We start from the raw sequence: 26010 nt of genomic DNA, 5'->3' as shown, positions 1-26010 counted from the left end.
TTACTTTTTCTTCACGACTTTGCACGACGAAATAGCCGCGACCGCTTTGTTTTTAAGCTCAGGCTTGGCGTTCGGGTTTTTCATCAGCTCGGTGATTTCTGCAGTGGTCAATTCGGCGTTGATCTTGTCAGCGCCGCATTCGCAGTGGTCTTTGGCGGTTTTGGCATCTACGTTCTGGCTGGCGGCGGCGCTGCAGTCGTTGACGAAGCTGTCGCGGGCGCCGGCCGGCCAGTTCGACGGGGCCGCTGCCTGTGCACCGAGGGACAGGAGGGTCAGGGAGGCAGCGAGAGCGAGGGTCGAGGTGAAACGCATCATGGGATGCTCCTTTGGGTCGGGGACGAACGGCGATTCTCAGTGGGTTTGAGGCATTGCGTACAGCTCAAGTTCCGTTTTGCAGCGACAAAGCCTGGAATTTGTCATTACCTGGCATGGCGTCGGCGCGATGACCGTTCATCTGTGCTAGCATCGCAGCCCTGGCTATTTCCAGGTGCGCCATTTGCCGCCTTGCCATGTTCTTTTTAGCTCACTCCAGTCACTCTGGTTCGATTATCGGTTGGCCGAAAGGCTCCTGCCGCTGTAAGGCAGGCGTTCATCACTGAACGGCCTGGTGTTGGATCTTGTACTGGCTCATCCCAACCCACGTGACCTTTGGTAGGGGTCACCACTAGGAGAGGAGGCGCCATGCCAACTATTACTCTTCCCGACGGCAGTCAACGTTCATTCGATCATCCGGTTTCCGTAGCCGAGGTCGCCGCATCCATTGGTGCAGGCCTGGCCAAGGCCACCGTGGCCGGCAAGGTCGACGGCAAACTGGTTGATGCCAGTGACCTGATCACCGCCGATGCCAGCCTGCAAATCATCACCCCCAAGGATCAAGAAGGGCTGGAGATCATTCGCCACTCTTGTGCTCACCTGATTGGCCACGCGGTCAAGCAGCTGTACCCGACGGCGAAAATGGTGATCGGCCCGGTCATCGACGAAGGCTTCTATTACGACATCGCCTATGAGCGTCCTTTCACTCCGGACGACCTGGCTGCGATCGAGCAGCGTATGCACGCGCTGATCGAAAAAGATTACGACGTGATCAAGAAGGTCACGCCGCGCGCCGAAGTGATCGACGTGTTCACCGCCCGTGGCGAAGACTACAAGCTGCGTCTGGTGGAAGACATGCCGGAAGAGCAGGCCATGGGCCTGTACTACCACGAAGAATATGTCGACATGTGCCGTGGCCCGCACGTGCCGAACACGCGCTTCCTGAAGTCGTTCAAGCTGACCAAGCTGTCCGGTGCCTACTGGCGCGGCGACGCAAAGAACGAGCAACTGCAGCGGATCTACGGCACTGCCTGGGCTGACAAGAAGCAGCTGGCCGCCTACATCCAGCGCATCGAAGAAGCCGAAAAACGCGACCACCGCAAGATCGGCAAGCGCCTGAACCTCTTCCACCTCCAGGAAGAAGCGCCGGGCATGGTGTTCTGGCACCCGAATGGCTGGACCCTGTACCAAGTGCTTGAGCAGTACATGCGCAAAGTACAACGCGACAACGGCTACCTGGAGATCAAGACTCCGCAGGTCGTTGACCGCAGCCTGTGGGAAAAATCCGGGCACTGGGCCAACTACGCCGACAACATGTTCACCACCCAGTCGGAAAACCGCGACTACGCCATCAAGCCAATGAACTGCCCGTGCCACGTGCAGGTGTTCAACCAGGGCCTGAAGAGCTACCGCGAGTTGCCGATGCGCCTGGCCGAGTTCGGTGCCTGCCACCGTAACGAGCCATCGGGTGCGTTGCACGGCATCATGCGTGTACGCGGCTTTACCCAGGACGACGCCCATATCTTCTGCACCGAAGAGCAGATGCAGGCTGAATCCGCCGCGTTCATCAAGCTGACCATGGATGTCTATCGCGATTTCGGTTTCACCGACGTCGAGATGAAACTGTCCACTCGTCCAGAAAAACGCGTCGGTTCCGACGAGTTGTGGGATCGCGCCGAAGCTGCACTGGCCGCAGCGCTAGACAGTGCGGGCCTTGCGTACGATCTGCAGCCGGGCGAGGGTGCCTTCTACGGCCCGAAGATCGAGTTCTCGCTGAAAGATTGCCTTGGCCGCGTCTGGCAGTGTGGTACCCTGCAGCTCGATTTTAACCTGCCGATCCGTCTGGGAGCCGAATACGTCTCCGAAGACAACAGCCGTAAACACCCGGTTATGCTGCACCGGGCGATCCTCGGCTCGTTCGAACGGTTCGTCGGGATCCTGATCGAGCACTACGAGGGTGCATTCCCTGCGTGGCTGGCGCCGACCCAGGCAGTGATCATGAATATCACTGATAAACAGGCAGATTTTGCGGCTGAAGTTGAAAAAACTCTCAACGAAAGCGGATTTCGTGCCAAGTCCGACTTGAGAAATGAAAAGATCGGCTTTAAAATCCGCGAGCATACTTTGCTCAAGGTTCCCTATCTTTTGGTTATCGGAGATCGGGAAGTCGAGATGCAGACTGTCGCTGTGCGTACTCGTGAAGGTGCTGACCTGGGCTCGATGCCCGTCGCCCAGTTCGCTGAGTTCCTCGCGCAAGCGGTTTCCCGGCGTGGTCGCCCAGATTCGGAGTAATTATTATTAAGCGTGAAATGAGACAAGATAAACGAGCTGCACCGAAAGCCCCGATCAACGAGAATATCTCGGCACGCGAGGTTCGGTTAATTGGCGCTGACGGCGAGCAGATTGGCATCGTCTCGATTGATGAAGCGCTTCGTATCGCTGAAGAGTCCAAATTGGACCTGGTGGAAATCTCCGCCGACGCAGTCCCGCCTGTTTGCCGGGTGATGGACTACGGCAAATCGATCTTCGAAAAGAAGAAGCAGATTGCTGCGGCGAAGAAGAACCAAAAGCAGATTCAAGTAAAAGAAATCAAGTTTCGTCCAGGGACGGAGGAAGGGGATTACCAGGTAAAACTGCGCAACCTGGTACGTTTCCTGAGTGATGGGGACAGGGCCAAGGTATCCTTGCGATTCCGCGGCCGTGAGATGGCCCACCAGGAGCTGGGGATGGAACTCCTCAAGCGGGTTGAAGCTGACCTGCTCGAGTACGGTTCGGTCGAACAGCATCCTAAGATGGAAGGACGCCAACTGATCATGGTCATCGCCCCGAAAAAGAAGAAGTAATCAACAGGGCACGGCAGGCCTTCTGATTATGTTTATCAACTGAATGCGGAGTATCCGAACATGCCAAAGATGAAGACTAAAAGTGGTGCTGCTAAGCGGTTTCTGAAAACTGCTAACGGTATCAAGCACAAGCACGCTTTCAAGAGCCACATCCTGACCAAAATGTCGACCAAGCGTAAGCGTCAACTGCGCGGTAGCAGCTTGCTGCATCCGTCTGACGTGGCAAAAGTCGAGCGCATGCTGCGCCTTCGTTAATTTTTGGATCAAGACTAGAGGAAGTAACTCATGGCTCGTGTAAAGCGTGGCGTCATTGCCCGTAAACGTCACAAAAAAATTCTGAAACTTGCTAAAGGCTACTACGGCGCGCGTTCACGCGTATTCCGTGTTGCCAAGCAAGCGGTAATCAAGGCAGGCCAATACGCCTACCGCGACCGTCGTCAGAAAAAACGTCAGTTCCGCGCTCTGTGGATCGCTCGTATCAACGCTGGTGCACGTGTTAACGGTCTGTCCTACAGCCGTTTCATCGCTGGCCTGAAAAAAGCTTCCATCGAGATCGACCGTAAGGTTCTGGCCGAACTGGCAGTGAACGAAAAAGCGGTGTTTGCTGCGATTGTCGAGAAAGCTAAAGCCACTCTGGCTTAAGTACCCCCGACAATCACCCTGGGTTGCTCCTGCAGCCCAAGGTGGTAAACGTCTTAAATAGGGGAAGAGCCTTCAAGCTCTTCCCCTATTTTGTATCTGGAGTCTGTACATGGAAAACCTGGACGCGCTCGTCGCTCAAGCTCTTGAGGCTGTGCAAAGCGCTGAAGATATCAATGCCCTGGAGCAAATCCGGGTTCACTACCTTGGCAAAAAGGGTGAATTGACTCAGGTGATGAAGACCCTGGGGAATTTGCCGGCTGAAGAGCGTCCGCAAGTCGGTGCGCTGATCAACGTCGCCAAGGAGCGTGTTACAGAGGTGCTCAATGCGCGCAAGGCGACGATGGAGGAGGCCGATCTTGCGGCCAAACTCGCCGCCGAATCCATTGACGTAACCTTGCCTGGCCGTGGCCAGGCCTCGGGCGGCCTGCATCCGATCACCCGGACTCTGGAACGTATCGAGCAGTTCTTCACCCATATCGGCTACGGCATTGCCGAAGGCCCTGAGGTCGAAGACGACTATCACAACTTCGAGGCGCTCAACATCCCAGGCCACCACCCGGCCCGGTCGATGCACGACACCTTCTATTTCAACGCGAACATGCTGTTGCGCACCCATACCTCGCCGGTACAGGTCCGCACCATGGAAGCGAACAAGCCGCCGATCCGCATCGTCTGCCCAGGCCGTGTGTACCGTAGCGACTCCGATATCACCCACTCGCCGATGTTCCACCAGGTCGAAGGCCTGCTGGTTGATCGCGATATCAACTTCGCCGACCTCAAGGGCACCATCGAAGAGTTCCTTCGTGTGTTCTTCGAGAAAGAACTGGCGGTGCGTTTCCGTCCATCGTTCTTCCCGTTCACCGAGCCGTCCGCTGAAGTCGACATGGAATGCGTGATGTGCAGCGGCAAAGGCTGCCGCGTGTGCAAGCAGACCGGCTGGCTGGAAGTGATGGGCTGCGGCATGGTTCACCCCAACGTGCTGCGCATGTCCGGGATCGACCCGGAAGAATTCTCGGGCTTTGCCTTCGGCATGGGCGTTGAGCGTCTGGCCATGCTGCGTTACGGCGTGAACGACTTGCGTCTGTTCTTCGACAACGACTTGCGGTTCCTCGCGCAATTTCGCTAGTCGTAACGAATCTTTAGGAGAGCAGGATGAAATTCAGTGAACAATGGCTGCGTGGCTGGGTAAGCCCGCAGGTAGGTCGCGACGAGCTGGTTGCCCGTCTGTCGATGGCCGGTCTTGAGGTCGATAGCGTTACGCCGGCCGCCGGTGTTTTCAGCGGCGTGGTCGTGGGCGAGGTGCTGAGCACCGAGCAGCACCCGGATGCCGACAAATTGCGTGTGTGCCAGGTCAGCAATGGCGCGGAAACCTTCCAGGTCGTGTGCGGAGCGCCCAATGTGCGCCCGGGCCTGAAGATCCCGTTCGCGATGATCGGCGCTGAGCTGCCGGGCGACTTCAAGATCAAGAAGGCCAAGCTGCGTGGCGTCGAGTCCAACGGCATGCTGTGCTCCCAAGCCGAACTGCAAGTAGGCGAGGGCAACGATGGCCTGATGGAACTGCCGGCCGACGCGCCAGTGGGCCAGGACATCCGCGTTTACCTGGAACTGGAAGACGCGAGCATCGAGGTCGACCTGACCCCGAACCGCGGCGACTGCCTGTCCCTGGCCGGTCTGGCCCGTGAAGTGGGTGCGCTGTACAACGCGTCGGTCACCCGTCCAGTGGTTGCCACGGTGCCAGCTGTGCACGACGAAGTGCGCCCGATTGAAGTGCTGGCGCCACATGCCTGCCCGCGTTACCTGGGTCGTGTGATCCGTAACGTTGACCTGTCCAAGCCAACGCCGCTGTGGATGGTTGAGCGTCTGCGTCGCGCCGACGTACGCAGCATCGACGCTGCCGTCGATATCACCAACTACGTGATGCTGGAGCTGGGTCAACCGCTGCACGCCTTCGATCTCGCCGAGATCAACGGTGGCATCCGCGTACGCATGGCTGAAGAAGGCGAGAAGCTTGTGCTGCTCGACGGCCAGGAAGTCAGCCTGCGTGCCGACACCCTGGTCATCGCCGACCACTCCCGCGCCCTGGCAATCGCCGGTGTGATGGGTGGCGAGCACAGCGGTGTGTCCGCGACCACTCGCGACGTTTTCCTTGAAAGCGCGTTCTTCGACCAGATCGCTATCGCTGGCAAGGCCCGTTCCTATGGCCTGCACACCGATGCTTCGCACCGCTACGAGCGTGGCGTGGACTGGCAGCTGGCCCGTGAAGCCATGGAGCGCGCCACCGGCCTGCTGCTGGAAATCACCGGCGGCGAAGCCGGCCCGATCACCGAAACCGTCAGCGAGCAGTACTTGCCGTCCGTTGCGCCGATCACCCTGCGTGCCAAAAGCGTCGAGCAGATGCTGGGCCTGGTGATCGAGCCGGCGGAAATCGAGCAACTGTTGTCGGCCCTGGGCCTGGCTATCTCCGTCAGTGGGGAAGGGCAGTGGCACGTTGAAGTGCCAAGCCATCGTTTCGACATCAGTCTCGAAGTTGACCTGATCGAAGAGCTGGCGCGCCTGTACGGCTACAACCGCCTGCCGGTTCGTTACCCGCAAGCGCGCCTGGCGCCACAACCGAAGGCCGAGGCGCGTGCGCATCTGCCTGAGCTGCGTCGCCTGCTGGTAGCCCGTGGTTACCAGGAAGCGGTGACCTACAGCTTCATCGATCCGAAGCAGTTCGAACTGTTCAACCCGGGCGTCGAGCCGCTGTTGTTGGCCAACCCGATTTCCAACGACATGGCGGCCATGCGTTCGTCTCTGTGGCCAGGCCTGGTGAAAGCACTTTCCCACAACCTGAACCGTCAGCAAGACCGCGTGCGCATGTTCGAAAGCGGCCTGCGTTTTGTCGGTCAGCTGGATGGTCTGAAGCAAGAGCCGATGTTGGCTGGGGTGGTGTGCGGTAGCCGTCTGCCGGAAGGCTGGGCGCAGGGCCGTGATGCCGTGGACTTCTTCGACGTCAAGGCTGACGTGGAAGCGGTACTGGGTTTCGCCGGTGCACTGGATGCCTTCACCTTCCTGCCAGGCAGCCACCCGGCGTTGCACCCGGGCCAGACTGCGCGCATCGAGCGTGAGGGGCGTCTGGTTGGTTTCGTGGGTGCCATCCACCCGGAACTGTCGAAAACCCTCGGTCTTGACCGTCCGGTGTTCGTGTTCGAGCTGGTCCTGGCGGAAGTGGCCTCGGGCAAGATGCCGAAGTTCAGCGAGCTGTCGCGCTTCCCGGAAGTGCGCCGCGACCTGGCCTTGATCGCCGACCGTGAAGTGGCCGCTACTGCGGTTCTGGATGTAATCCGTGAAAATGCAGGGGAATGGCTGACGGACCTCAGGCTATTTGACGTCTATCAGGGTAAAGGTATTGATCCGCATAGAAAAAGCCTCGCAGTTGGCTTGACCTGGCAGCATCCATCGCGCACTCTTAATGACGATGAGGTGAATACCACGACACAAAATATCCTCACCTCGCTCGAACAAAGGTTGAACGCCACGTTAAGGAAGTGACGTATGGGGGCTTTGACGAAAGCTGAGATGGCGGAACGTCTGTACGAAGAGCTGGGTCTGAACAAGCGCGAGGCCAAGGAATTGGTCGAGCTGTTTTTTGAAGAAATCAGACACGCTCTGGAAGACAACGAGCAGGTCAAATTGTCCGGTTTCGGCAATTTTGACCTGCGGGACAAACGCCAGCGGCCTGGCCGCAATCCAAAAACGGGAGAAGAAATCCCGATCACGGCTCGCCGTGTGGTCACCTTTCGTCCAGGGCAGAAGTTGAAGGCCCGAGTTGAGGCTTATGCTGGAACCAAGTCATAACGACGAGCTACCCGTCATCCCAGGCAAACGCTACTTCACCATTGGTGAAGTCAGCGAGCTCTGTGCGGTAAAACCGCACGTGCTGCGCTATTGGGAGCAGGAGTTTCCTCAACTCAACCCCGTCAAACGCACCGGGAACCGTCGGTATTATCAGCGCCAGGACGTGCTGATGATCCGACAGATCCGCGCGTTGCTGTATGACCAGGGGTTCACCATCAGCGGTGCGCGCCAGCGTATGTCCGGTGATGAAGCCAAAGACGACACCACCCAATACAAGCAAATGATCCGCCAGATGATCGCTGAGCTTGAAGATGTGCTGGTGGTTTTGAAGAAGTGATTCAAGCTTTTAAAATACTTCCACATTTCAAAAGCTTGCGGTATATTTCGGGTCGCTTCGTTATGAAGCAAACCCAGTAACACGCCTAGTCGGGGCGTAGCGCAGTCCGGTAGCGCACTAGCATGGGGTGCTAGGGGTCGAGTGTTCGAATCACTCCGTCCCGACCATATTTTTCAAGGGGTTGCGAGATTTTATCTCGCGACCCCTTTTTATTTGTCATCGTTTTTACCCCTACAAAACCACTGGCTCTAGGTGGAATCCTCAGCTGATACAAAGGCCAGAGTTTGTCCCGGAAGGCACAAGCAGCACGTCAATGCGTCCAGTCAGACCTTCAGGCCGAACGCACGTTTACGCAGAGCTGTCCGTTCTCGAACAGTTAATCGTTGCTCTGAAAGTCGCGAACAAGACTCTCGCTTGGACTTAATAGGGCTGAGTGCGCAGACAGAAGTGTTCGATAGATGTTGAATGGGGTGTGAGTTCGACTTCGGGTGGTCGCGTGATTCGCGCTCGGGCACGGGGACCCTTAGAGTTGGATTTCGTTTTCATGTGCTTATAGGCGACACGCTTGGTCGGCTGACGTTCGCATATGGCTTTACCGTATGGAGGAATGAAGCGTATCGTGCTGGCAAAAGGACATGGATAGATATTTGCCTCGCCAGGATGACGTTTCTTCTCTAAGCGCCCATCTCTTCGCTGCATATCCTTAGCATTCTGCTGAAGGGTCAGGCATCCAGACATCCAAAAAAATATCGTTGGAACAAGCGTGCCGTCAAGTCACGCGTTTCTTCCTGCGTAAGCGCTTGTTAGCGCGTAAAAGATAAATTTTAAGGCCAAAGTGTGGACTTTTCGACATTATTGAAATTGTGGGGCGACGCCAGCACTGCTCAGCTAATAGCTCCGCGTGTAGTCATGGTGGCCGTGGCGGTCTTGTGTCTTTGGTACATCGGAAGATATTTCATCCCATCGTTCGTATTGAGCAGAAGGCTCAAGTCGCTTACGAGTAGCATTACTACTATCAAGGCAAAGTCGCCTGATCAGCTTCAAGCAGAGCTGTCGAAAGTATTCAATGCGACAAAACTTAAGCATCTTTGGAAAGAGTATTCAGAGACCCTTCACAATCAGTTCGAATATCACGAAGGCGAGGAGCGCCTGGTGCGCTCCCGTGCGACCACTGTCGCGGCAAATTTTTTTACCGGTCAGAGTATTGTCGATACACCGCTGGCTACTGAGTTCTTCAAGCACCTGCCGGGCATCCTGACGGGTGTCGGCATTGTGGGAACCTTCTTTGGCCTGATGCTAGGGTTGCAACACTTTGATCCAAGCACTCCGGAGCTGGTTAACTCAAGCGTCGACAAACTCCTGAAGGACGTACTCTTTGCCTTTATCGGCTCATTCCTTTCCATCATGGCGTCGATCATCGTCACTGTCTCGGAAAAGTGGCGATTGGGGCGCTGTTACAAGCACCTTGAATCGCTGAATGAGGCGATCGATAGCCTATTCGACAGTGGAGTTGGTGAGGAATATCTTGCTGCGCTCGTAAGGTCCAGTGCTGAAAATTCGGTCCAGACTCGCCAGCTGAAAGACAGTCTGGTTACGGATCTTCGGGAAATGCTGCAAAATCTGGTCGATACGCAGGTCCGCGAAAGCCTCAAGTTGGCAGACACGTTATCTACGACCTATCGTGACTCCGGGCAGATGTTAGCGGATCAGGTCAGCAGTGCCATTGAAAACAGCTTGAAGTCGCCATTGGAGGCGATTGCTGGGGCGGTACAGGCTGCGAGCGGCGATCAATCCGGCCAAGTGCAGAACCTGCTTCAGGATGTTCTGGTTGCTTTCATGAACAAGCTGGAAGGCACCTTCGGCCAGCAATTCAACGGCCTGAACGAAATGATGGGCCAGTCCGTCGCTGCCATGCATTCAATGCAGCAAGGATTCTCCAGCCTCATTCAAGACATGCGCTCGGCTAGCGAAAACTCGAATCAGAGCAGCTCAGCAATGATTGCACAGCTGCTTACCGACATGCAGACCGGCCAAAGTGCCATGCAGGCTGGTATGAACGAGATGCTGACAAATCTGCAGTCGTCCATCGCCCGCATCGGCAGTGAGGGCGAAGACGCTGGCGCTCGTATGGCACAGCAGTTGGAAAAAATGTTCGCCGACAGCGAGGCGCGCCAGCTGGCGATGGCCGAGAGTCTTCAGTTGTTTGTCGAGTCAATCCAAAAAAACATGGGCCAAGGTCAGCAAGAAACCATGGCCAAGATTGCAGGCTCTGTAGAAGTGCTCGGCGAGCAGTTATCTACTGTTTTCAAAAAACTGGAAAGTGGGCGCGAGCAAATGGATCAGTCCACTCGCGTTGCACAAGCTGAGCTTCATCACGGCACTCGCGAGTTGGTGGGTGGGTTGGACGAGCAGGTCAAAACGCTGCTGCAGTCTGTCGCTGAACAAAATAAAGCCTCTCAAGACAACGTCAAGGCATTAAGCGCGCAAACCGAACAGCATCTGCAAAGCATGCAACTAGGTGCAGACAAAATGAGAGCCGCAGCTGAGCGCTTTGAAAATGCTGGACTGAGTGTATCGAAGGCCAGTGAATCGACGGCTAGTTTGTTGGGCACTGTTCAAGGGGCTGGTACCGAGCTTGCTCAGGCCTCACGAGAGTTGAACAGCGTCGTCGCGGACTATCGCAACAACCGTGAATCGTTGAGCAAAACACTAACCGTCATCGAAGGTGTGGTGGCTAGCGCGCAAGTTGAGGCCAGCGGACGTGCTCAATACCTCCAGGATCTGAAGCAACAATCGGAACGCATGCAGTCGCTCAATCGCGAGGTTCATGAGTACCTGGAAAACATCAGTGGTGTTTTGGGTGATGGTTTCAAAGAGTTTGGTGACGGCATGGACAGGGTACTCCGGCAGACGTTGGGTAGTCTGGATACGGAGCTGGATAAAGCTGTTAAAAGTCTGGCTGGCGGCGTCGACGGTGTGAAGGAAAGCATTGAAGACTTCGGCGACATCATGGAACGAATTAGGCAGTAACGGAGGCTGACATATGTTTGGTAAGCAAATGCCTTCGGTGGCCCGAGCCAAGGATGAAGCGGAGAAACCGTTCTGGATTTCTTTTGCCGACCTGATGACGGCCATGATGATCCTGTTTCTCGTAGTGATGGTCGCGGCCCTGAGTTCGGTCACCCAGAGAATCAATCAGGCGGAGCAAGGCGAGAAACAGCGCAGTCGCGACATTAGCCAGCTTTGCGAGCATTTGCAGCTCAAGGCTAAGGGCTCGAATGCAACCATCGTTGTCGACTGCAAGGACAACCGCATCAGTTTCGGTGAGGCGGGACGTTTTGGGCACAACCAGTACTCACTGAGCGACGAGGGTCAAAGTGCCCTTCAGGGCGTAGTGCCGCTCATCCTTGATGCGGCAGATAGCGAAGAGGGTCGCAAGTGGTTCAAACAGGTCGTTATTGAGGGGTTTACCGATACCGTTGGCTCATACTTGTACAACCTGCACCTATCATTGCAGCGATCCGAGTGGGTCATGTGCAGCTTGCTTGATAGTCGCAGTCCTCTGCAAATTGGCCTTTCCGCTGAGAGGCAACAGCAGATCAGATCGATGTTCCTGGCGGGTGGTGTTTCTTTCAACAACGCAAAAGACACCAACGAGGCAAGCCGCCGAGTCGAATTGAGAATGCAATTCTACGGTTTGAAGGAGAAAGAGGAAAACCTCAAACCAGATGTTCCGGTATTCGCCAGCACCGTGTCCGAGAAATGCCAATTGGCGATGGCGCGATGACAAGTGCATTAGCCAAGCTGTCGTCAGCTATAGCGCTCAGGCTCAATGCCCGTAGAATTGCGATCAGTTCTGAACCGTTGGCTCGCTTTCCTCGAATGGAAGCTGCCAGTGCCGATTTATACGACCGGTTTGAACGGGCAGAGAAAGCATTGCCACCGCCTCAGGAAAAACGTAGAGCCGCCATCAATAAATTCAGGAATGTCCTGCCTCTGTCGTCCTCCGAATGGCGCATGGTCTTCGCCGGTCTCGCCGATAAAGTCGAGAGTGTGGGACCCATTCTTGAAGACGAGCAACTTTATGGTCGAGTCCATATCGAGGTCAGTCAGCGGATAGAAAAACGGCGGCTGAGCCGCCGCGATTGGCTGGCGCTTTGTTTCAGCTACTTCGGTTACGAGTCCGATAAGCCCGACACGAATCCGGTCTGGTGCTTGTTGCAAGGCGACATCCGCAAGGGTTTCGCTTGTGTAAAGGCGCAACAGACTCGTGAAAAAGAATGGATCCGTATCGTCCAGTATCATAAGCAGCTGTTTTCCGAACAGGCTGGGGAGACGCTTGGCGAGCAGATGTTCAACGGCGAGATCGGTGATCTCTCGATGCTGCAAACAATCGCGCAGATACCTGACAGCAGTTGGTTATGGCACCGGATATTTAACGTATTGCTGTCTCGAATCTTCAATTTGGAAGACGACGAGTTCTCGAAAAGATTCCCCGACTTCATTGAGATCGGGCGTCAGCATCCGACATACATGAATGCGCTCCTCAGCGCCTGCCTGACGCGTTATCACGCAGCGTCGTATCGGGAAAAACCGTCGTCCCTTCTCAAACAGAGTGCTTTGGATAACTGGGGCAGCCCACAAATTCGCTCCAGGCAAAATAGCTGGCTTCAGTACGTGGAGAAAGACGTTTGTGCGATGGTGGTCGCGTGGTTTGCGAAAGAAGACCTTGAGCACTTCTTCAATCTCCTCAAAGGCGATAGGGATGTAGATCAGGCACGCCTGTTCTATTGGCTACGTTTCGCGAATCAGATGAGCTATACGCGGATTGTGTTGGGTGCAGACGCCAAAACGGATGCCGGGTCTGACTTTGTTGATTTTCGGCGAAAAAACAATGGCCGTTTGAGCTATCTGGCGGGCAGTAAATCAAGCAACAACGCAGTCATTATGCAAATTGCAAATTATCTGTTCGTCGAATTTTCGGAGAAAGGCAACGCTTGTTACGTCTACAAAGCCGACAGCGCACCGTTCAACCCGGACCAGATTTATCTGGATCTTAACTCGGAGTTGAAACAGAAAAATAAATCAGCCGTAAAACCCATGGGGCATATGGCTGTGCCATCAAGGCCAAACCATGTTAGCGGATGGCTGGCTAAATTTGACGAGACTCTTGCAGAACTCGGCATCCGGGCTGATGGGCACATTGATAGTCGAGGTGATCACCCATTCAGGTCGCCACCCAAAACTATTGCTTTCGAAGCGCAGTTGGCGGAAGCGTTGAAGGGGATTTCTCATAGGGTGTATGACTCCCGCGCCAAAGGCGGAGCCTTACAAGTGCAACTTGAAAGTCATGAGCCAGCGGCCATGGCTTCTCTGCAGCGCCTCGGCTTCAAGCCCGTCAACAATCAGCCACTGAAATTCTGGAGGCAGTAATGCTCAAGCGTTTTCTATCTGGAAAAGGCCCGCTGCCGAAGTCCGGTGAGTTCAATAATTTGCCAATGTACTCGATAGAGGAGCAGGGATTGTGCTTCCCGCTGAGCCTTGCCGGCAGTACTGAGTTTTGGTCACTGGCAAGTTACCTCGATCAGCTCGAAGAGGAAGAGTTCGTATCCCAACTCAGCGATCGCTGGCTACTGCCGTGGGACGAGCTTTATCGACTTTTGAATGAGGAAGGGCACGTCAGCAGCGTACCGTTACTCGGATTGCCAAAGCAGTCGAATTTGACGCCGCAGCTTACTAGCCAAGGCAGTCTTGCTTCGAACGATTTCAAGGTATCGATAGGTGCTTGGCGCGATAGCGAATCCGCGGCGACAGTGCAAACCAAACGTACGGGCGCTGTCCTCACGCATGGCGATAAAATCGAGCTGCTGCCTGAGGCAACTTACCAATTGGTGAGTGCTGTTCGGCAACTCCATTTATCGCAACAAGAAAGCCCTGGCGAACTTACCAACCAGATCGGCTGGGCCAGCGTCCGCAAGCTGGCCCGCAAGGCTGGCGCAGGCATGGACGGTTTTCTCGACAAAACCGTTGTGGTCAGGCCCGAAAACCTTCGTCTCCATCCACGTAAATCGAGCGTAGGCAATACGCCTGTCATCGAGCTGGAACCTACATTCGACGGGCAGCCTGAAAATTGGTTGGAAAATTTCGATGCCCACAAACTAGTGCAGGATCGTTACCGGGTCATCGGGGCTGACGGATCTCTGACCCATGTGCTGATCGAGCCGGAAGTAAAATCGGTACTAGATTATGTGCGTTCACTGCACGGACGTCGGGTGGCGGGCGACGATGCGCTTTCATTCATTCGCAATCCCTATAGCGCTTTGGGTGATAGTGCCAGTCAGGTGTTGGACGCTGACACCTACGAGAGCGACTTGGCGGACGCTGGTATCTTCTTCCACCGTTTTCATCTTGAGCCCGAGCTAAACGATACCGGTCTACGCATTCAGCGCATTAACCTGACCCTTGAGCCCATTTCACCAACACCGCAAGCATCGATAGAACTGCCGTTCAACGAAGCCCATGAGTTTGCTCCCTTCGTGCATGAGCTTCAGTTGAAGCTGGCTGCAGGCATGCCGGCGGGCTTCTGGCAGGGTTACGAGCTTGAATTAAGCGACTTCGATTTGCGCCAATTGGCAGGCATTAGTGAGTTGCTTAGACGCTGGCAGAACGAAGCGGCTGGCGCGGAGTTTGATGCAGTGTTGGATTTGTCGCTGTATGGCGATCGTGTCACTGGCATCGGCGAAGCAGAGCGCATCACGTCACCTTTCCTGGTCAAGGAGGCGACAGAAAACTGGTTGCCTAAAGACCTCGCGGATTTGGGCATCGACGCCGAAATCCTCGGGCGCTGGGATCCGTCGGATCGGGCTCAGTTTGATGAGTTCGAGCAACGGCTGGACGAGGCTCGCGCGGCAGGTGATGATACGGTGCTGATGCCACTCTCCGACACGCCGCTTTCCATCGCGGCGGCAGAGCAGCTGTTTGATGCCTGGTCCAAAAAGATATCCACACCCGAGACCAAGATTTCGAGTCTTGAAGAAAAAGTAGGTCGAGCGGTACTCCAAATTGGTCATAACATCGACGAGCCAACGTACGTTCAAGTACGTCAGGAAGCCCTACGAGCAGCCCTCGATGCCCAGCCTGAGCTGCCGAGCCTGTTAAGACCCGAAGTCATCTTGAGAGAACATCAGTTACAGGGCATTGCATGGCTTCAACATCTCTTCCGGCTTTCGCCGACAGACGTCTCAGGTTGCTTGCTCGCCGATGACATGGGCCTGGGCAAAACCATTCAACTGCTGACGTTTCTGGTTTGGTACCTGGAGCAATATCCTCAAGACAAGCCGACCTTGATCGTTGCGCCGGTTTCATTGCTCGATAACTGGGAGCGAGAGCTGCACCGGTTCTTCTTTGCTGACGCACTCCCAGTCCTGAAGCTTTACGGTTCGGCTTTGAGCGCGGTGAAGTTCAAGAAAGATGAGATTCCTGCCGACTTGAAGGCTAAGGGTATCAAGAATCTACTTCGTCCGGGCTGGGTTGGCGGTGCACGCATCGTACTGACCACCTATGAAACGCTTCGTGACCAAGAGTTCTCCCTCGCTCGCCAGCAATGGTCGATCGTCGTGTGCGACGAAGCTCAGAAACTGAAGAACCCTGCCGCTCTGGTTACTCAGGCAATTAAGGCTGTTCCGGCTCGATTCCGGGTCGCTTGCACCGGGACGCCAGTGGAAAACTCCCTGATTGATCTTTGGTGCCTGTTCGACTTCATCCAGCCAGGCTTCCTTGGCGGGTTGAACCAGTTTGGTCGCGAGTACCAGCGACCCATCGAAGCTGCACTTGAGCGAGACACCGTTGCCCTGGAACGCTTGCGTGGGCTGATTGAGCCACAAACCTTGCGCCGCACAAAACAGGATATCGCCAAAGATCTGCCCGCGAAAATCGAAGACAAGGGTTGCCGTTCATTGTCGATGCACGCCCTACAGCGAAATCTTTACCTCTCGGAAATTTCGGCCTATAGCCAGAAGCAACAGATCGAAGAACAGCTTGATCAGAAAACCTCCGGCATGCTCGGCCTGCTGCACAAGCTCAAACTCATCTGTGCTCACCCCTATAGTGTTCAGCCGGACAAACGCCTGCGTGACAACTCGCCGAAGCTGCGCTGGCTGCTCGATACCCTTGAGTCCATCAAAAAGGCAGGGAAGGGTGACAAAGTCATTCTCTTTACCGAACTGCGTGATATCCAGCGTGAACTCCAACACGCCATTCAGGAGTATTTCGGATTCCGCGCAACCGTGATCAACGGCGACACAAGCACCAGCAGCCAGAGCGCGAACAGCCGACAAAAACTGATCGACCAGTTCCAGGATCAGCCGGGCTTCTCTGTGATCATCCTCTCGACTATTGCAGTTGGCTTTGGCGTCAACGTTCAGGCTGCCAACCACGTCATCCACTTCACCCGCTGCTGGAACCCGGCCAAGGAAGATCAAGCCACTGATCGTGCGTATCGTATTGGACAGGAGAAGGATGTTTACGTGTATTACCCAACAGTGCGGGATGCGGCGATGCCAACGTTTGAAGCGACGCTGGATGAGTTGTTGAGCAAGAGACGGGCGTTGGCGAGGGATATGTTGAGCGGCTCGGGGGAAATTCAAGCCAGTGATTTCGAACGAGTGCTCGGGGTCTGTTGAGGCAAAATGAGCGGCAAGGGTTACCGCTCACTGTTTAGGTTAGGTATTGGCCGCACTTTCCACCGGAAGTGTTGCCAACTCGCTTTCCATCTCTTCATCGTCTCCCACAGCTGATGCTGGTAGACGCTTGGAGACCGTGACGCCCAAAGCGACGAACTTGTCCACGGTCTTGGTCAGGCTTCCGTGATCCCCTTTCAGCGTATTGACGCTGTCTGAGTAGCTTTTCTGCACCGTAGCGATCTGATTACCGAGCTTGTCCATTTTATCCACGAAGATTCGCAACTTGTCGTAGACCTTGCTCGCCATCGTTGCGAGTTGCAGCGTGCTGCTGTTTTGACGTTGGATGCTCCACAGATTCGATACGACCCTCAGAACTGGCAGCAGTGTGGTGGCGGTAATTATCGCAATACGTTTTTCATATGCAGCCTGGAATACCCCCGGACTGTGCTCAGCCGCGACCAAATACGCGGGCTCAACCGGCATGAATAAAAACACAAAGTCAGGAGAGTTGATGCCGTTAAGGTCGGTGTATTTCTTATCGGACAATCCGTTGATGTGGTTCTTCAACGCCAGAACGTGTGCGGACAGGGCTTTGGTGCGATCTTCGTCGGTTTCGGCGGAAACGTACTCCGTGTAGGCCACCAGCGACATCTTGCTGTCAATGATGATGTGTTTACCTTCGGGTAAATTGACCACGAAGTCTGGTCGATTGTTTCCTGCATCGTCGTCCTTGAAGTTCGCCTCGCGGTGGTACTCGAACCCTTTACGCAGCCCTGCCTGCTCGAGCAGCATCTCTACCTTTTGCTCGCCCCAGGTGCCTTGAAGTTTTTTGTCACCTTTAAGCGCTTTGGTAAGATTTGACGCCTCGGTTGTGATCTGGACGTTCAATTCCATCAGCTTGACCAGCTCGCTTTTCATCGAGCTTTGGCCTTGCACGGTATCGGAGTGAACCTGATCCACTCGCTGACGGAATGATTCGAGCTGGTCCTTGAACGGTTTTAGCAGAGTGTCCAGCCCTTGGCGGCTTTGCTCAGAGAAGCTCTGCTGTTTGCTGTCGAAAATCTGATTTGCAAGATTCTGAAACTCCTGCTTGAGTTGAACCTTGTTATCTTCCAACAGCTGCAGTTTCTCTGTAGCTGAGTGCTGGTCGCGCTGGTGGCGCATATTTATTTCGGCAAGACTCTGCTTCGCAAGGCTGAGTTCATCTCGCGTATCGCCTAGTTCTTTGTCTCGTTGGGCCAATGTGTTGCGCAGCGTGTCCAATTGGTCCTTTTGTTCTGCCGCCTGCCCCAATTGTTCGCGCTGCTTTTTGAATTCTTCCTGGGTATTGTCGAGACGACTTTGGAGGTCCTTATTGGCGGTTTTTACCTCCAGGAGCTGATGCGCTTGTTCCGCGCTTTGACCTAGATGCTCACCTTGTTTTTGCAGTTGTAGTTGAGCTGCTTCAAAACGCGCTTGCTGCTGCGTCAGCGCCTGCTTCAACTCATCCAACTGCCGAGTCTGCTCCTGGCCTTGCCCAAGCTCTTGTTTTAATTCGCCGAGCTGTAGCCGGAGTTGGTTCGTTTCCACGCTGTGTTTTTCAGTGAGGGCGGCGGCCTCTGCGAGTTGCTGCACTTTATCGAGCGTGCGTTGCTTCTCGGCCTCCAGCGAAGTCTTGAACTCGCTGAGCTGAATGCTGAGCTGCTTCTCGATCTCTCGATGGTTCGCCAATGCTTCACTGGCCAGTTTCAGCTCATTTTGATGTTCCGATTGCTCATGGAGCATTTGCTGCTCACGTTGCCGAGAAAGCGCAACATCGTTCAGCAATTGCTGGTGTTCAGCTTGATGACTGGATTGTATTTCGGAGAATTGTTGAGCCAGCTTGCCTGCCGCGATACGGCTATTGATCCAGAAACCGATCCCCAGAAACAGCAAGCTGAAGAGTCCGATCAGGGCCGGAATGAGATATTGTTGTGCCATCGGTACGTCCTTTTATCGCTGGGGTGGATTGCAAAATGATGGCACGGAGCTGGTCGACTGAGAACTGTTAAATATCGACCTGGTTTTAATCGAAGGTCAGCTTCTCGGAGATTTCGATGTTTAAGTGTTAGCCGGTGGGCCACGATACTCGATTAAAAACAAATCATTCCGTGCTGGCCGGTAAATAGGCCCAGATTAAGCAAAGCGGAGCCGGCGGTGATCACTCATCATCAGCCCAGCGGGGAAGCATCGCAGTGTTTTCTGCGTCTAGCATCGGATCAATGCGGCGCAGTTTCTTCCGCTTTTTTTTCCAGAGAATGACTCTGTGCAAAAAGAATTGCGGTCGAGATATCGAGCGATATGGAAGCAAACGACTTCATCAGCAAGGATTGCGGCAGTGCCCAATCCCACTTTTCGCGCAGCATGTTTTCCACCTCCGAAAGTATCGAGTCTAGATCAGCAGCATCCAGGCTTCCGACTTCCTTCAGTGCCATTTGGGTTCGACCGATGTCGGCGTCAATCTCAATGGTAAGGCCTGCGTTATCACAAGAAAGGCCGACATGATTGAGTAACAAGCGCAGTGCATCGTTGGCATGATCACCTAGCCAGCTCATCAGATAACACTTACCGCCCGACTCAACTATGTAGCGCTTACCAAGGCCCAGCGAAACAAATGTCTTTCGAGCCTCGTCGAGAAGCTCTTGAGCCCCTTGATCAATAAAGGGGCAGGGGATTGTGTCTGCCAAGACGGCTCGCATTTCTTGGCGTACGTTGTCATGCACCATCGCACCCAGACCGTCGAACTGAGGAGGGGCACCACCGCGTGCTGCTGAAACGATGATGACTTTGGCCTGGAGATCAACATCACGAACCTGCCACCTCCGGCCTCCGAAAATAATGCGCTGATCCTTGGTCAGTGGACGGCTTACCGGCACAGATCCCAGTGCCCTACCATCGCATACAAGGCGAAATTCTTCGTCGCTGGTGAATGCGCTGTAGAACTCATAGTGGTTGATCAATCGCTCTCCAACCGTCCCAGGAAGAAGCAACCCTGAGCTGTCCTGAACAATGAGCTCGTGCTCGCCGAGCGCCTTGAGCAACTTCACAAAGTCTGGTTTCTCAACTTTTGTAAATGCTCCCTCAGCAATCAAACTTTTCCAGAGATCTGCAGCAGATGCACCGCCGCACTGGGCAATCACTGAAAGACATTGTTGAACGAGGGTGGACGCGTGAATGCCTTGAGCCCTGGGAGGTTCAAACCACCCCTTGGCCAGCAGTCGAACCATGGCAATGGTTTGAACCAAGCCTTGGCGCAGTTGATCCGAGAGGCTCGATCCATCTTTGAGTGGCGATTCCTTGCAGTAAACGCGCAGCGTTGCTTTTTCTCCTGGGCGCCTTCCCGATCGCCCTAGACGTTGTCGCAGACTCGCCACCGATGGTGGGGCACCAATCTGCACGACTGTTTTGATGCTGCCGATGTCTATGCCGAGCTCAAGCGTCGTGGTGCAAATCGCGGATGCTGCATGAGTCCCTGCCTTGAGAGCATGCTCTGCTTGCTCACGTAAGTCCTTCGAAAGGCTACCGTGATGAGGCCAGAATTCGTTAGGCACGCCGCCTTTCTCGCAGCGCCGTCGCAGTTGATCTGCGTACCATTCAACCTGAGACCGGCTGTTTGGGAAAATCAGGTTGTTACTGCCGCGTAACACCTTGTAAAGATGATCGGCGATCGCGAAGTCTGGGCTTGCCTCGTTCTCTGTCTCGTCTTCATTTTCCGCCTGGTCAGAGAGCTTTACGGGCTTCTTCTTGAGCTCGCTCATGGGTGGCTGAACGTAACCACGAACTTGCACCTGGAGAGTCTGGTTGGAGCTTTTTGATTCAATGACGGTAACGCCATCGGCATTTCCCGGACGCAAAAACTCCGACGCCATCTTCATATCGCCGAGGGTGGCTGAGAGCCCGACTCTAGGGAGACGGTGGCCGGCAACAAGTTCTACCCGATGCATTAGCGACTGAAGTTGCTTGCCTCGTTCGCTACCGATGAACGCATGCAGCTCATCCACGACGATATAACGCAGGTGCTGGAACACCCCGCCAAGACTTGAACCGCGGTTGACGAACAGGGCTTCAAGGGATTCAGGAGTGATCAGAAGCACCCCCTCAGGGGACTTCAAAAAGCGATGTTTTTTGCTTGAGGAGATGTCCCCGTGCCAAGCCACTACGGGAATCTCAAGCTGCTGACAAAGACGGCTTAACCTGTCCCACTGGTCGTTGATCAGGGCCTTGAGCGGGCTGATATACAGCACCGAACCGGGTGGATCATCACGATTCAGCAAATTGGTGAGTATGGGAAGAAAAGCAGCCTCGGTTTTGCCTGCCGCTGTTGCTGCGGCGATGATGACATCCTGATCGGCATCCACCAGAACAGGTACCGCCCATTCCTGGGCGTCGCGCAAGGAAGTCCAGCCTTCCGCCCAAACCCATCGCTGGATTCGGGACTCAAGTTGATCGAAACCCGATGACTCAGAGTGTGAAGGTGGCAAGTTCATCGTCCGCATCGACTTTGGTATCGTCTTCGCCGCCTGAGTCCCTGGCGACCTCGACGGCTCCAAGCAGCATTCGCCAATCGGCGCCCGGGTTTTGCTCCAAGATGGCGAGCAGGTTGATGAACGCTGTGATCGTGGTACGTGGCGTGCGGAAGTAAGCTTCTCCCAGGCGCTGATTACAATGCGCCATGAACAAGGGGAGCGCTTCGTCAGGTAGTAAGTATTTTTCGACATCCCCGCCAGCGTATACGTGACGAAGCTTCTGAAGCAGCACGTAGAAGTCTTCCGGGGTCAGGCTGGTCAGGCGAATGACCGGCCCCGACAGATCCACCAATCCTGATTTTGCAAACGAGTTCTCGGCCAATCGAGATTGCAGGGCAGGGTAGCTGAATAGCCCCCGACGAGTGTCCATCAAAAACTCAGGAGTGCCACCTAAAACGAAACCAAGCCCTTCGGACGATCCCTGCAGAGAGTCGTTGAGAATACGGAGGATCTGTTCGTAATTGGCATTACGAGCTTGGGTATTGGCCAGTTTGTAGAGGTTGACCAGTTCGTCGAGGCAGATCATCAGACCGCCAAAACCTGCAAGTCTGACGAATCTCGACAGGAGCTTGAGCTGATCGTAGACGGAGGCATCATCAATGATGGTTCGTACACCCAAGGCTGCTCGAGCATCAGTCTTAGTGGTGAACTCTCCACGCAACCAACGGATGGCGTCGGCCTTGAGCTGCTCGTTGCCTTCTTCGAAACCTCGGCAATAGGCGGCAATCACCTCCGCAAAATCATACCCGTTGACCATCTCGGTCAGCTCGGCCAAGTGAGCACGAATAATAGTCTCGCTGTCCGTACCCGCCGCCTTGGCTTCGGTTTTGGCCTGAGAGATGAATTTCTCAACAATGCCTTGCATAGCCCCTCCGTCGGGCTTCGTACGCGTCGACATGTTTTTAGCCAACTCGGAGTAAAGCGAACGTGCTTGTCCACCCGTGGCATGTAATCTGCGATCTGGGTTCAAGTCGGCATGCATGGTGACAAGCTTGCGCTCCATGGCAATGGCTCGTACCAGGTTCAGAAAGAACGTCTTGCCCGCACCGTACTCGCCAATGACGACTCGAAATGCCGATCCACTTTCAACCAGGCGATTGACGTCCTTAATCAGTGCATCTAGTTCGCCTACCCGGCCAACCTGAATCAGGTGTTGGCCCACGCGAGGAACGACGCCTGCGCGTAGCGACTGGATGACCGCATCGCGATCCTTGGCTCTGATAGTGCTCATAGGGCTAACTCTTCCAGAATGTCTGTATTGATCTCGACAGGGTCATCACCCTCAGTGACGGGCATGTCGAATCGTTCAAAAGCCATGTCGTTAATTTGTTCCAGGGCACCATCGAGCATCAGCTCCATGTCGCTGGCGGCAGCTTCAAGTTCGGAGCGGCTCCACTCAGGGCGTGAGATCAGCAACCGAAGGAATGCAGAGTGTTCCAAATCGAGACCATCAATGTCTGCATTCGATTTTTGTACTGATTCTGCCACATCTATCAACTGTTCCGGTTCGTCAACCTGGTCATCAGTGAAGACTTTGGCAAGGAGGGCGGAGACCTCTGCGGTTTCTCGTTGCAGTTCTGCAATGCGCTCGTGATCAAGCACGAACCCTTGATTTGCAGTGGAGTTGATCGGGGTACCAGGCTCGGAACGAGGAATGCCGGCTTTTGGTTTTACGAAGGCAATACTTGCTCCAGATGCAGCACCGTGGAGATCGCTGTACAGCAACTGACTGTCCAGCTGCAGGGCCTTGTAAACGCGCTCAAGAAGTTTCACTTCCAATGGGCTGACGATGCCATCTGCTTGCGCCAGATGGGCCAGGAAGCTGGCAATCGTGCGTTTGGCTTCGACCGTTAGTGGGTCGAGTTTTTTCTTTAGGCTGGCCAGCGTTGGTGGTTGCTGGATCTGCATTCGCAGGTGTGCTTTAAGGCGTTTGCGATGGGCCACACTCAGGTGATTCCAGGAGTCGATGTGTTGAGCAAGAAGCATAACTTCCTCAGTGGAGGTATCACCATCGGCAGAAGCCACAGCACTAGCAAGGTCGAGCGTCACCGAAGCAGCATTGTAGGCTGCAGAAGCTCGCAGTGACCCGTCTTCTGGTTGAGTCACGAACAGCGCGATTTGATCTTCTGCTTTCGGTGTCTTACTGCCAGCCAGTACGTCGGGTTCAATACCGATGTGAAGCGATTCCAGCGCGCGGGCAAGTGCAAGTACTTTGTCGCGGGACAGGGCGCCGGCGCTCTTGAACCGGCCTGCGAGTTCGCCAAAGCTCATGACAATCAGGTCGTCGCCAATTCTGAATTGAAGCTCGTCCAATTCTGTACGGGCTGCCGTCGGCCAGAGAGCGACGGGAAGTTGCAAAAGACCTTCGAGAGCTTCTGCGCTATCAGGGTTGCGGCCCAAATATCGGCTGTAGGGTTCAAGCTCGGTAGTGCATAGCTCAACCAGCAACTGCAGGCTTTTTCGTGTACCTGACGTGGCCAGGACATCAGGAAGGTCACCCAAGCTAAGCGTGGGGGCCATTAAGACCGCGGAGGCCGGCCGATAGCTGGTTTTAAGTTTGGTCTTGTTCTGCGCCAGGACAAGACCCTTAGGATGGGCGCTTGTGTACTTAAGCTTGAACAGTCTCGAAAAGACATCCTTGCAGCGAGTCACGGGCGTGCGTTTGCTGATGTTGGGGTCAGCTAGCGCCCAGGCTAATGCCCAATCGGCATCAAGGGGGCGCTTGTTGGAAGCGAATTGCCCCAGACCTACGCGTAGTGGCAGTGGCATCTCGTAGCTATACGCGACAACGTTGGGAGGTGGGCCAAGGTAAAGGTCTGGATCGATCTTGGTGTTGCTCAGGTAATCCAGAAAACCTTCCGCATATCCCCTGAACGACCTATTTTCCCCGTAGATACTCAATAGGCGCTGGACTTCTTCTACGATCAAAGGAAGCTCAGCCTTGACGCCCGGGTCACTCACTGCGTCAACGAGTGCTCGACGCTCTAGACCATAGAAATACAAAAAGACGTAGCCGGTGTCTGCCAGTGGGTAACGACGACCGCCCTCCAGCCATTGAAGGTATCCACGGCGAGCCTCTGACGTGATGGAGTGAAAACTGGGCCAATAGGACATCAGCCGTTCTTCTAGATCGACGTGTGTCTTTGCGATACGGAGCTTGGGGTTTATCAGTGAGGGTTCTTCGGCATCGTGCCGGCCACCTAGCACGCTGCCCATATAGAACATGCCACCGGGAATTGAAAAACCGGAAACGGTGACAGATTCACCTGCTGGCACCCAGCGAACATCAGGTTTTTGCGTGCTCGCATTTGGAATTTTGAAGGACTTTGAAGATGCTGAGCCGAGTTGGACAGTATAAAAATCAGAGGTTTCCTCTGTGCCCATATTGCTCCCTGAAACCTCACGGATAGAGAAAGTGATGCCTGACCGTTGATGCTCTCGCAGACGTTCTGTCTCCGAAACGGCCACTGAAAATTGCTCGGCCTGTCGCCTTGAGCGACGAACCAGCAGCCAAAAAACCGCGGCAATGCAAGCAATAACACCAATGGCGATCCAAGCATTTTTCGGGATCGATGCGACTGCGCCGAAGGCCAGAGCGAAAATGATCAGGATGCCATTACCTGTGGAGTTTTTTACCTTCTTCCTTGCCATGAGTCGTTTCAACCTTGAAAAATGGGTGCTGGCGCAATGGCAGTATCCGATAATTGCCCTACGAGAACCATGGGGTGAGGAACGCTATTGATCGGAAAATTTCGCTTGCGCACGAATAGCTACAATCATCGGAAGTAGCTTTTCAGCAGTAAGCGCGCACGCTCCATTGGCCGATTGAGAGCGATGCGCATTTGAATGACTTTTTCAATGGATATCCCGGCAATTTGGCGCATTCGCTATACCTCAGTAGCGGAACCACTGGCCGAACGAGTCCATGTTTTAGTTCAGCCAAATTGCGTACCTCAGCGAAAGTGGCTGAACAGGCAACAGCTTGATGACGTCCTCGCACTGGTCGCCGGAGCTGGCATACGGCGCCCTCGAAAAAGTCGTAGATTGTGTTGTAGCTTGCGCTGGCAAGTAGCCTGAGGACCATCAAGCTGTGTTTTGGATCGGGTGCCTGAAACTGAGTCTTAAAAGTAAGAGCAGGCGCTGAATGCCCCTGAGGTTTAAGTATTCAAGCGGCCAGCCGATAGATTCCTAATAGGGAAGTTGACTAACAGCGGTCACGTAGCCGCGCTAGGTGAACCCAGAGCAAAAGGGATTCGTGTGATGCAAGTCTGCAGTTTTTCGCCAGCGGTGACCTGGCCACCCTCGTGTACCCCCCCCCAGCATCCGTTCCCATACTCAGCACTCTACTGGTCATCTGTACTCAGAGCTCTCTTGGCCCTACCTGAGTCTCCAGTAAAAAGTGGCTTGCTTTCAGGGCCGCCAAGCGGCGGCAACATCGACGATCGAAAAAGGAAACGATAGTGACCCTGCAGTCCCCCGAAGTCCTGCTTGAAAGCCTGAACAATGCACTGCGCCACCTCCGCGGTGCCTGCACTGATCTGGGCAATGAAGAAATCGACGATAAGCTACTGGAAGTCATGCGCCGGCTGTTGCTTGCTCAGGTGCTAGGCGACACTTGGGTAGTTGCAGTTGGCGGCTCTCAAGGGGCGGGCAAGACGACGTTGATGGCATGTTTGTATGGCTTGGCCGATGTGAAGTCGCTGACCAGTGACCTCCGTCATGATCTCGACGCTTCTGCCGCCGGCCTTCACGTGTTTGCCGATGGACGCGGGGTCTGAAATGACATCGAACCAGGCGGTAGAGTACTGGCACGC

At 54.7% G+C, this 26010-nt stretch carries 18 protein-coding genes and 1 tRNA gene; 14 read left to right on the top strand and 5 right to left on the bottom strand.

Annotated elements, in window-relative coordinates; genetic code table 11:
* On the bottom strand, positions 1-315 hold the full coding sequence (locus B348_RS0119890; protein WP_017737825.1) for a hypothetical protein: 315 nt from the start codon (positions 313-315) through the stop codon (positions 1-3).
* A 366-nt stretch (positions 316-681) separates the two neighbouring features.
* Between B348_RS0119890 and thrS the strand changes: the two genes are divergently transcribed.
* The 13 genes from thrS (at position 682) to zorD (ending at position 16652) form a co-directional block, all read left to right on the top strand.
* Positions 682-2604: a threonine--tRNA ligase gene (gene thrS / locus B348_RS0119880; RefSeq protein ID WP_017737823.1), complete on the top strand. Its 1923-nt coding sequence runs from the start codon at positions 682-684 to the stop codon at positions 2602-2604.
* Positions 2604-3155 (top strand): translation initiation factor IF-3, encoded by a 552-nt coding sequence (gene infC, locus B348_RS0119875; RefSeq protein ID WP_169850653.1) that lies wholly within the window; start codon positions 2604-2606, stop codon positions 3153-3155. The genes thrS and infC overlap by 1 nt, the downstream gene beginning before the upstream one ends.
* 60 nt (positions 3156-3215) lie before the next feature.
* Positions 3216-3410, top strand: a complete 195-nt coding sequence (rpmI, locus tag B348_RS0119870) for a 50S ribosomal protein L35 (RefSeq protein WP_002553160.1) — start codon at positions 3216-3218, stop codon at positions 3408-3410.
* 30 nt (positions 3411-3440) lie between these two features.
* Positions 3441-3797, top strand: a complete 357-nt coding sequence (gene rplT / locus B348_RS0119865; protein ID WP_003174975.1) for a 50S ribosomal protein L20 — start codon at positions 3441-3443, stop codon at positions 3795-3797.
* A gap of 109 nt (positions 3798-3906) precedes the next feature.
* Positions 3907-4923 carry a phenylalanine--tRNA ligase subunit alpha gene (pheS, locus tag B348_RS0119860; RefSeq protein ID WP_017737822.1) on the top strand — a complete coding sequence of 339 codons (1017 nt, stop codon included), beginning with the start codon at positions 3907-3909 and terminating at the stop codon, positions 4921-4923.
* A gap of 26 nt (positions 4924-4949) precedes the next feature.
* Positions 4950-7328, top strand: a complete 2379-nt coding sequence (pheT, locus tag B348_RS0119855) for a phenylalanine--tRNA ligase subunit beta (protein ID WP_017737821.1) — start codon at positions 4950-4952, stop codon at positions 7326-7328.
* A gap of 3 nt (positions 7329-7331) precedes the next feature.
* Positions 7332-7634 (top strand): integration host factor subunit alpha, encoded by a 303-nt coding sequence (gene ihfA / locus B348_RS0119850; RefSeq protein ID WP_002553164.1) that lies wholly within the window; start codon positions 7332-7334, stop codon positions 7632-7634.
* Positions 7615-7971: a MerR family transcriptional regulator gene (locus B348_RS0119845; RefSeq protein ID WP_010209127.1), complete on the top strand. Its 357-nt coding sequence runs from the start codon at positions 7615-7617 to the stop codon at positions 7969-7971. The genes ihfA and B348_RS0119845 overlap by 20 nt, the downstream gene beginning before the upstream one ends.
* A gap of 90 nt (positions 7972-8061) precedes the next feature.
* Positions 8062-8138: transfer RNA gene (locus tag B348_RS0119840), tRNA-Pro, on the top strand.
* A 670-nt stretch (positions 8139-8808) separates the two neighbouring features.
* On the top strand, positions 8809-11001 hold the full coding sequence (zorA1, locus tag B348_RS0119835; RefSeq protein WP_017737820.1) for a type I Zorya anti-phage system protein ZorA1: 2193 nt from the start codon (positions 8809-8811) through the stop codon (positions 10999-11001).
* A 13-nt stretch (positions 11002-11014) separates the two neighbouring features.
* A complete protein-coding gene (gene zorB1, locus B348_RS0119830; protein ID WP_017737819.1) occupies positions 11015-11758 on the top strand; it encodes a type I Zorya anti-phage system protein ZorB1 in 744 nt (247 codons plus the stop codon).
* Positions 11755-13404 carry a type I Zorya anti-phage system protein ZorC gene (zorC, locus tag B348_RS0119825; RefSeq protein ID WP_026136924.1) on the top strand — a complete coding sequence of 550 codons (1650 nt, stop codon included), beginning with the start codon at positions 11755-11757 and terminating at the stop codon, positions 13402-13404. Before zorB1 ends, zorC begins: the two co-directional genes overlap by 4 nt.
* Positions 13404-16652, top strand: coding sequence for a type I Zorya anti-phage system protein ZorD (gene zorD / locus B348_RS0119820; protein WP_017737817.1), 3249 nt, complete (start codon positions 13404-13406; stop codon positions 16650-16652). The genes zorC and zorD overlap by 1 nt, the downstream gene beginning before the upstream one ends.
* A 39-nt stretch (positions 16653-16691) precedes the next feature.
* Here the strand turns inward: zorD and rmuC are convergent, their stop codons facing one another.
* The 4 genes from rmuC to B348_RS0119800 form a co-directional block, all read right to left on the bottom strand.
* The gene (gene rmuC, locus B348_RS0119815; protein ID WP_017737816.1) at positions 16692-18611 is read right to left on the bottom strand and encodes a DNA recombination protein RmuC; all 1920 of its coding nucleotides are present in this window, start codon (positions 18609-18611) and stop codon (positions 16692-16694) included.
* A 278-nt stretch (positions 18612-18889) separates the two neighbouring features.
* On the bottom strand, positions 18890-21157 hold the full coding sequence (locus B348_RS0119810; RefSeq protein ID WP_081609267.1) for a DEAD/DEAH box helicase: 2268 nt from the start codon (positions 21155-21157) through the stop codon (positions 18890-18892).
* On the bottom strand, positions 21132-22427 hold the full coding sequence (locus B348_RS0119805) for an ATP-binding protein (protein ID WP_017737814.1): 1296 nt from the start codon (positions 22425-22427) through the stop codon (positions 21132-21134). The genes B348_RS0119810 and B348_RS0119805 overlap by 26 nt, the downstream gene beginning before the upstream one ends.
* Complete coding sequence (locus B348_RS0119800; protein WP_026136923.1) at positions 22424-24847, bottom strand: TerB N-terminal domain-containing protein; 2424 nt, start codon at positions 24845-24847, stop codon at positions 22424-22426. The genes B348_RS0119805 and B348_RS0119800 overlap by 4 nt, the downstream gene beginning before the upstream one ends.
* An 809-nt stretch (positions 24848-25656) precedes the next feature.
* Here B348_RS0119800 and B348_RS0119795 point away from each other — a divergent pair.
* Positions 25657-25974: a hypothetical protein gene (locus B348_RS0119795; RefSeq protein ID WP_017737811.1), complete on the top strand. Its 318-nt coding sequence runs from the start codon at positions 25657-25659 to the stop codon at positions 25972-25974.
* Positions 25975-26010 lie beyond the last annotated feature (36 nt).

The organism is Pseudomonas sp. CBZ-4, assembly GCF_000346755.1.
In the GTDB taxonomy this organism is placed as follows: Bacteria; Pseudomonadota; Gammaproteobacteria; order Pseudomonadales; family Pseudomonadaceae; genus Aquipseudomonas.
The sequence above is the reverse complement of the archived record's forward strand: the minus strand, read 5'-3'. Positions and strand labels throughout refer to the sequence as shown.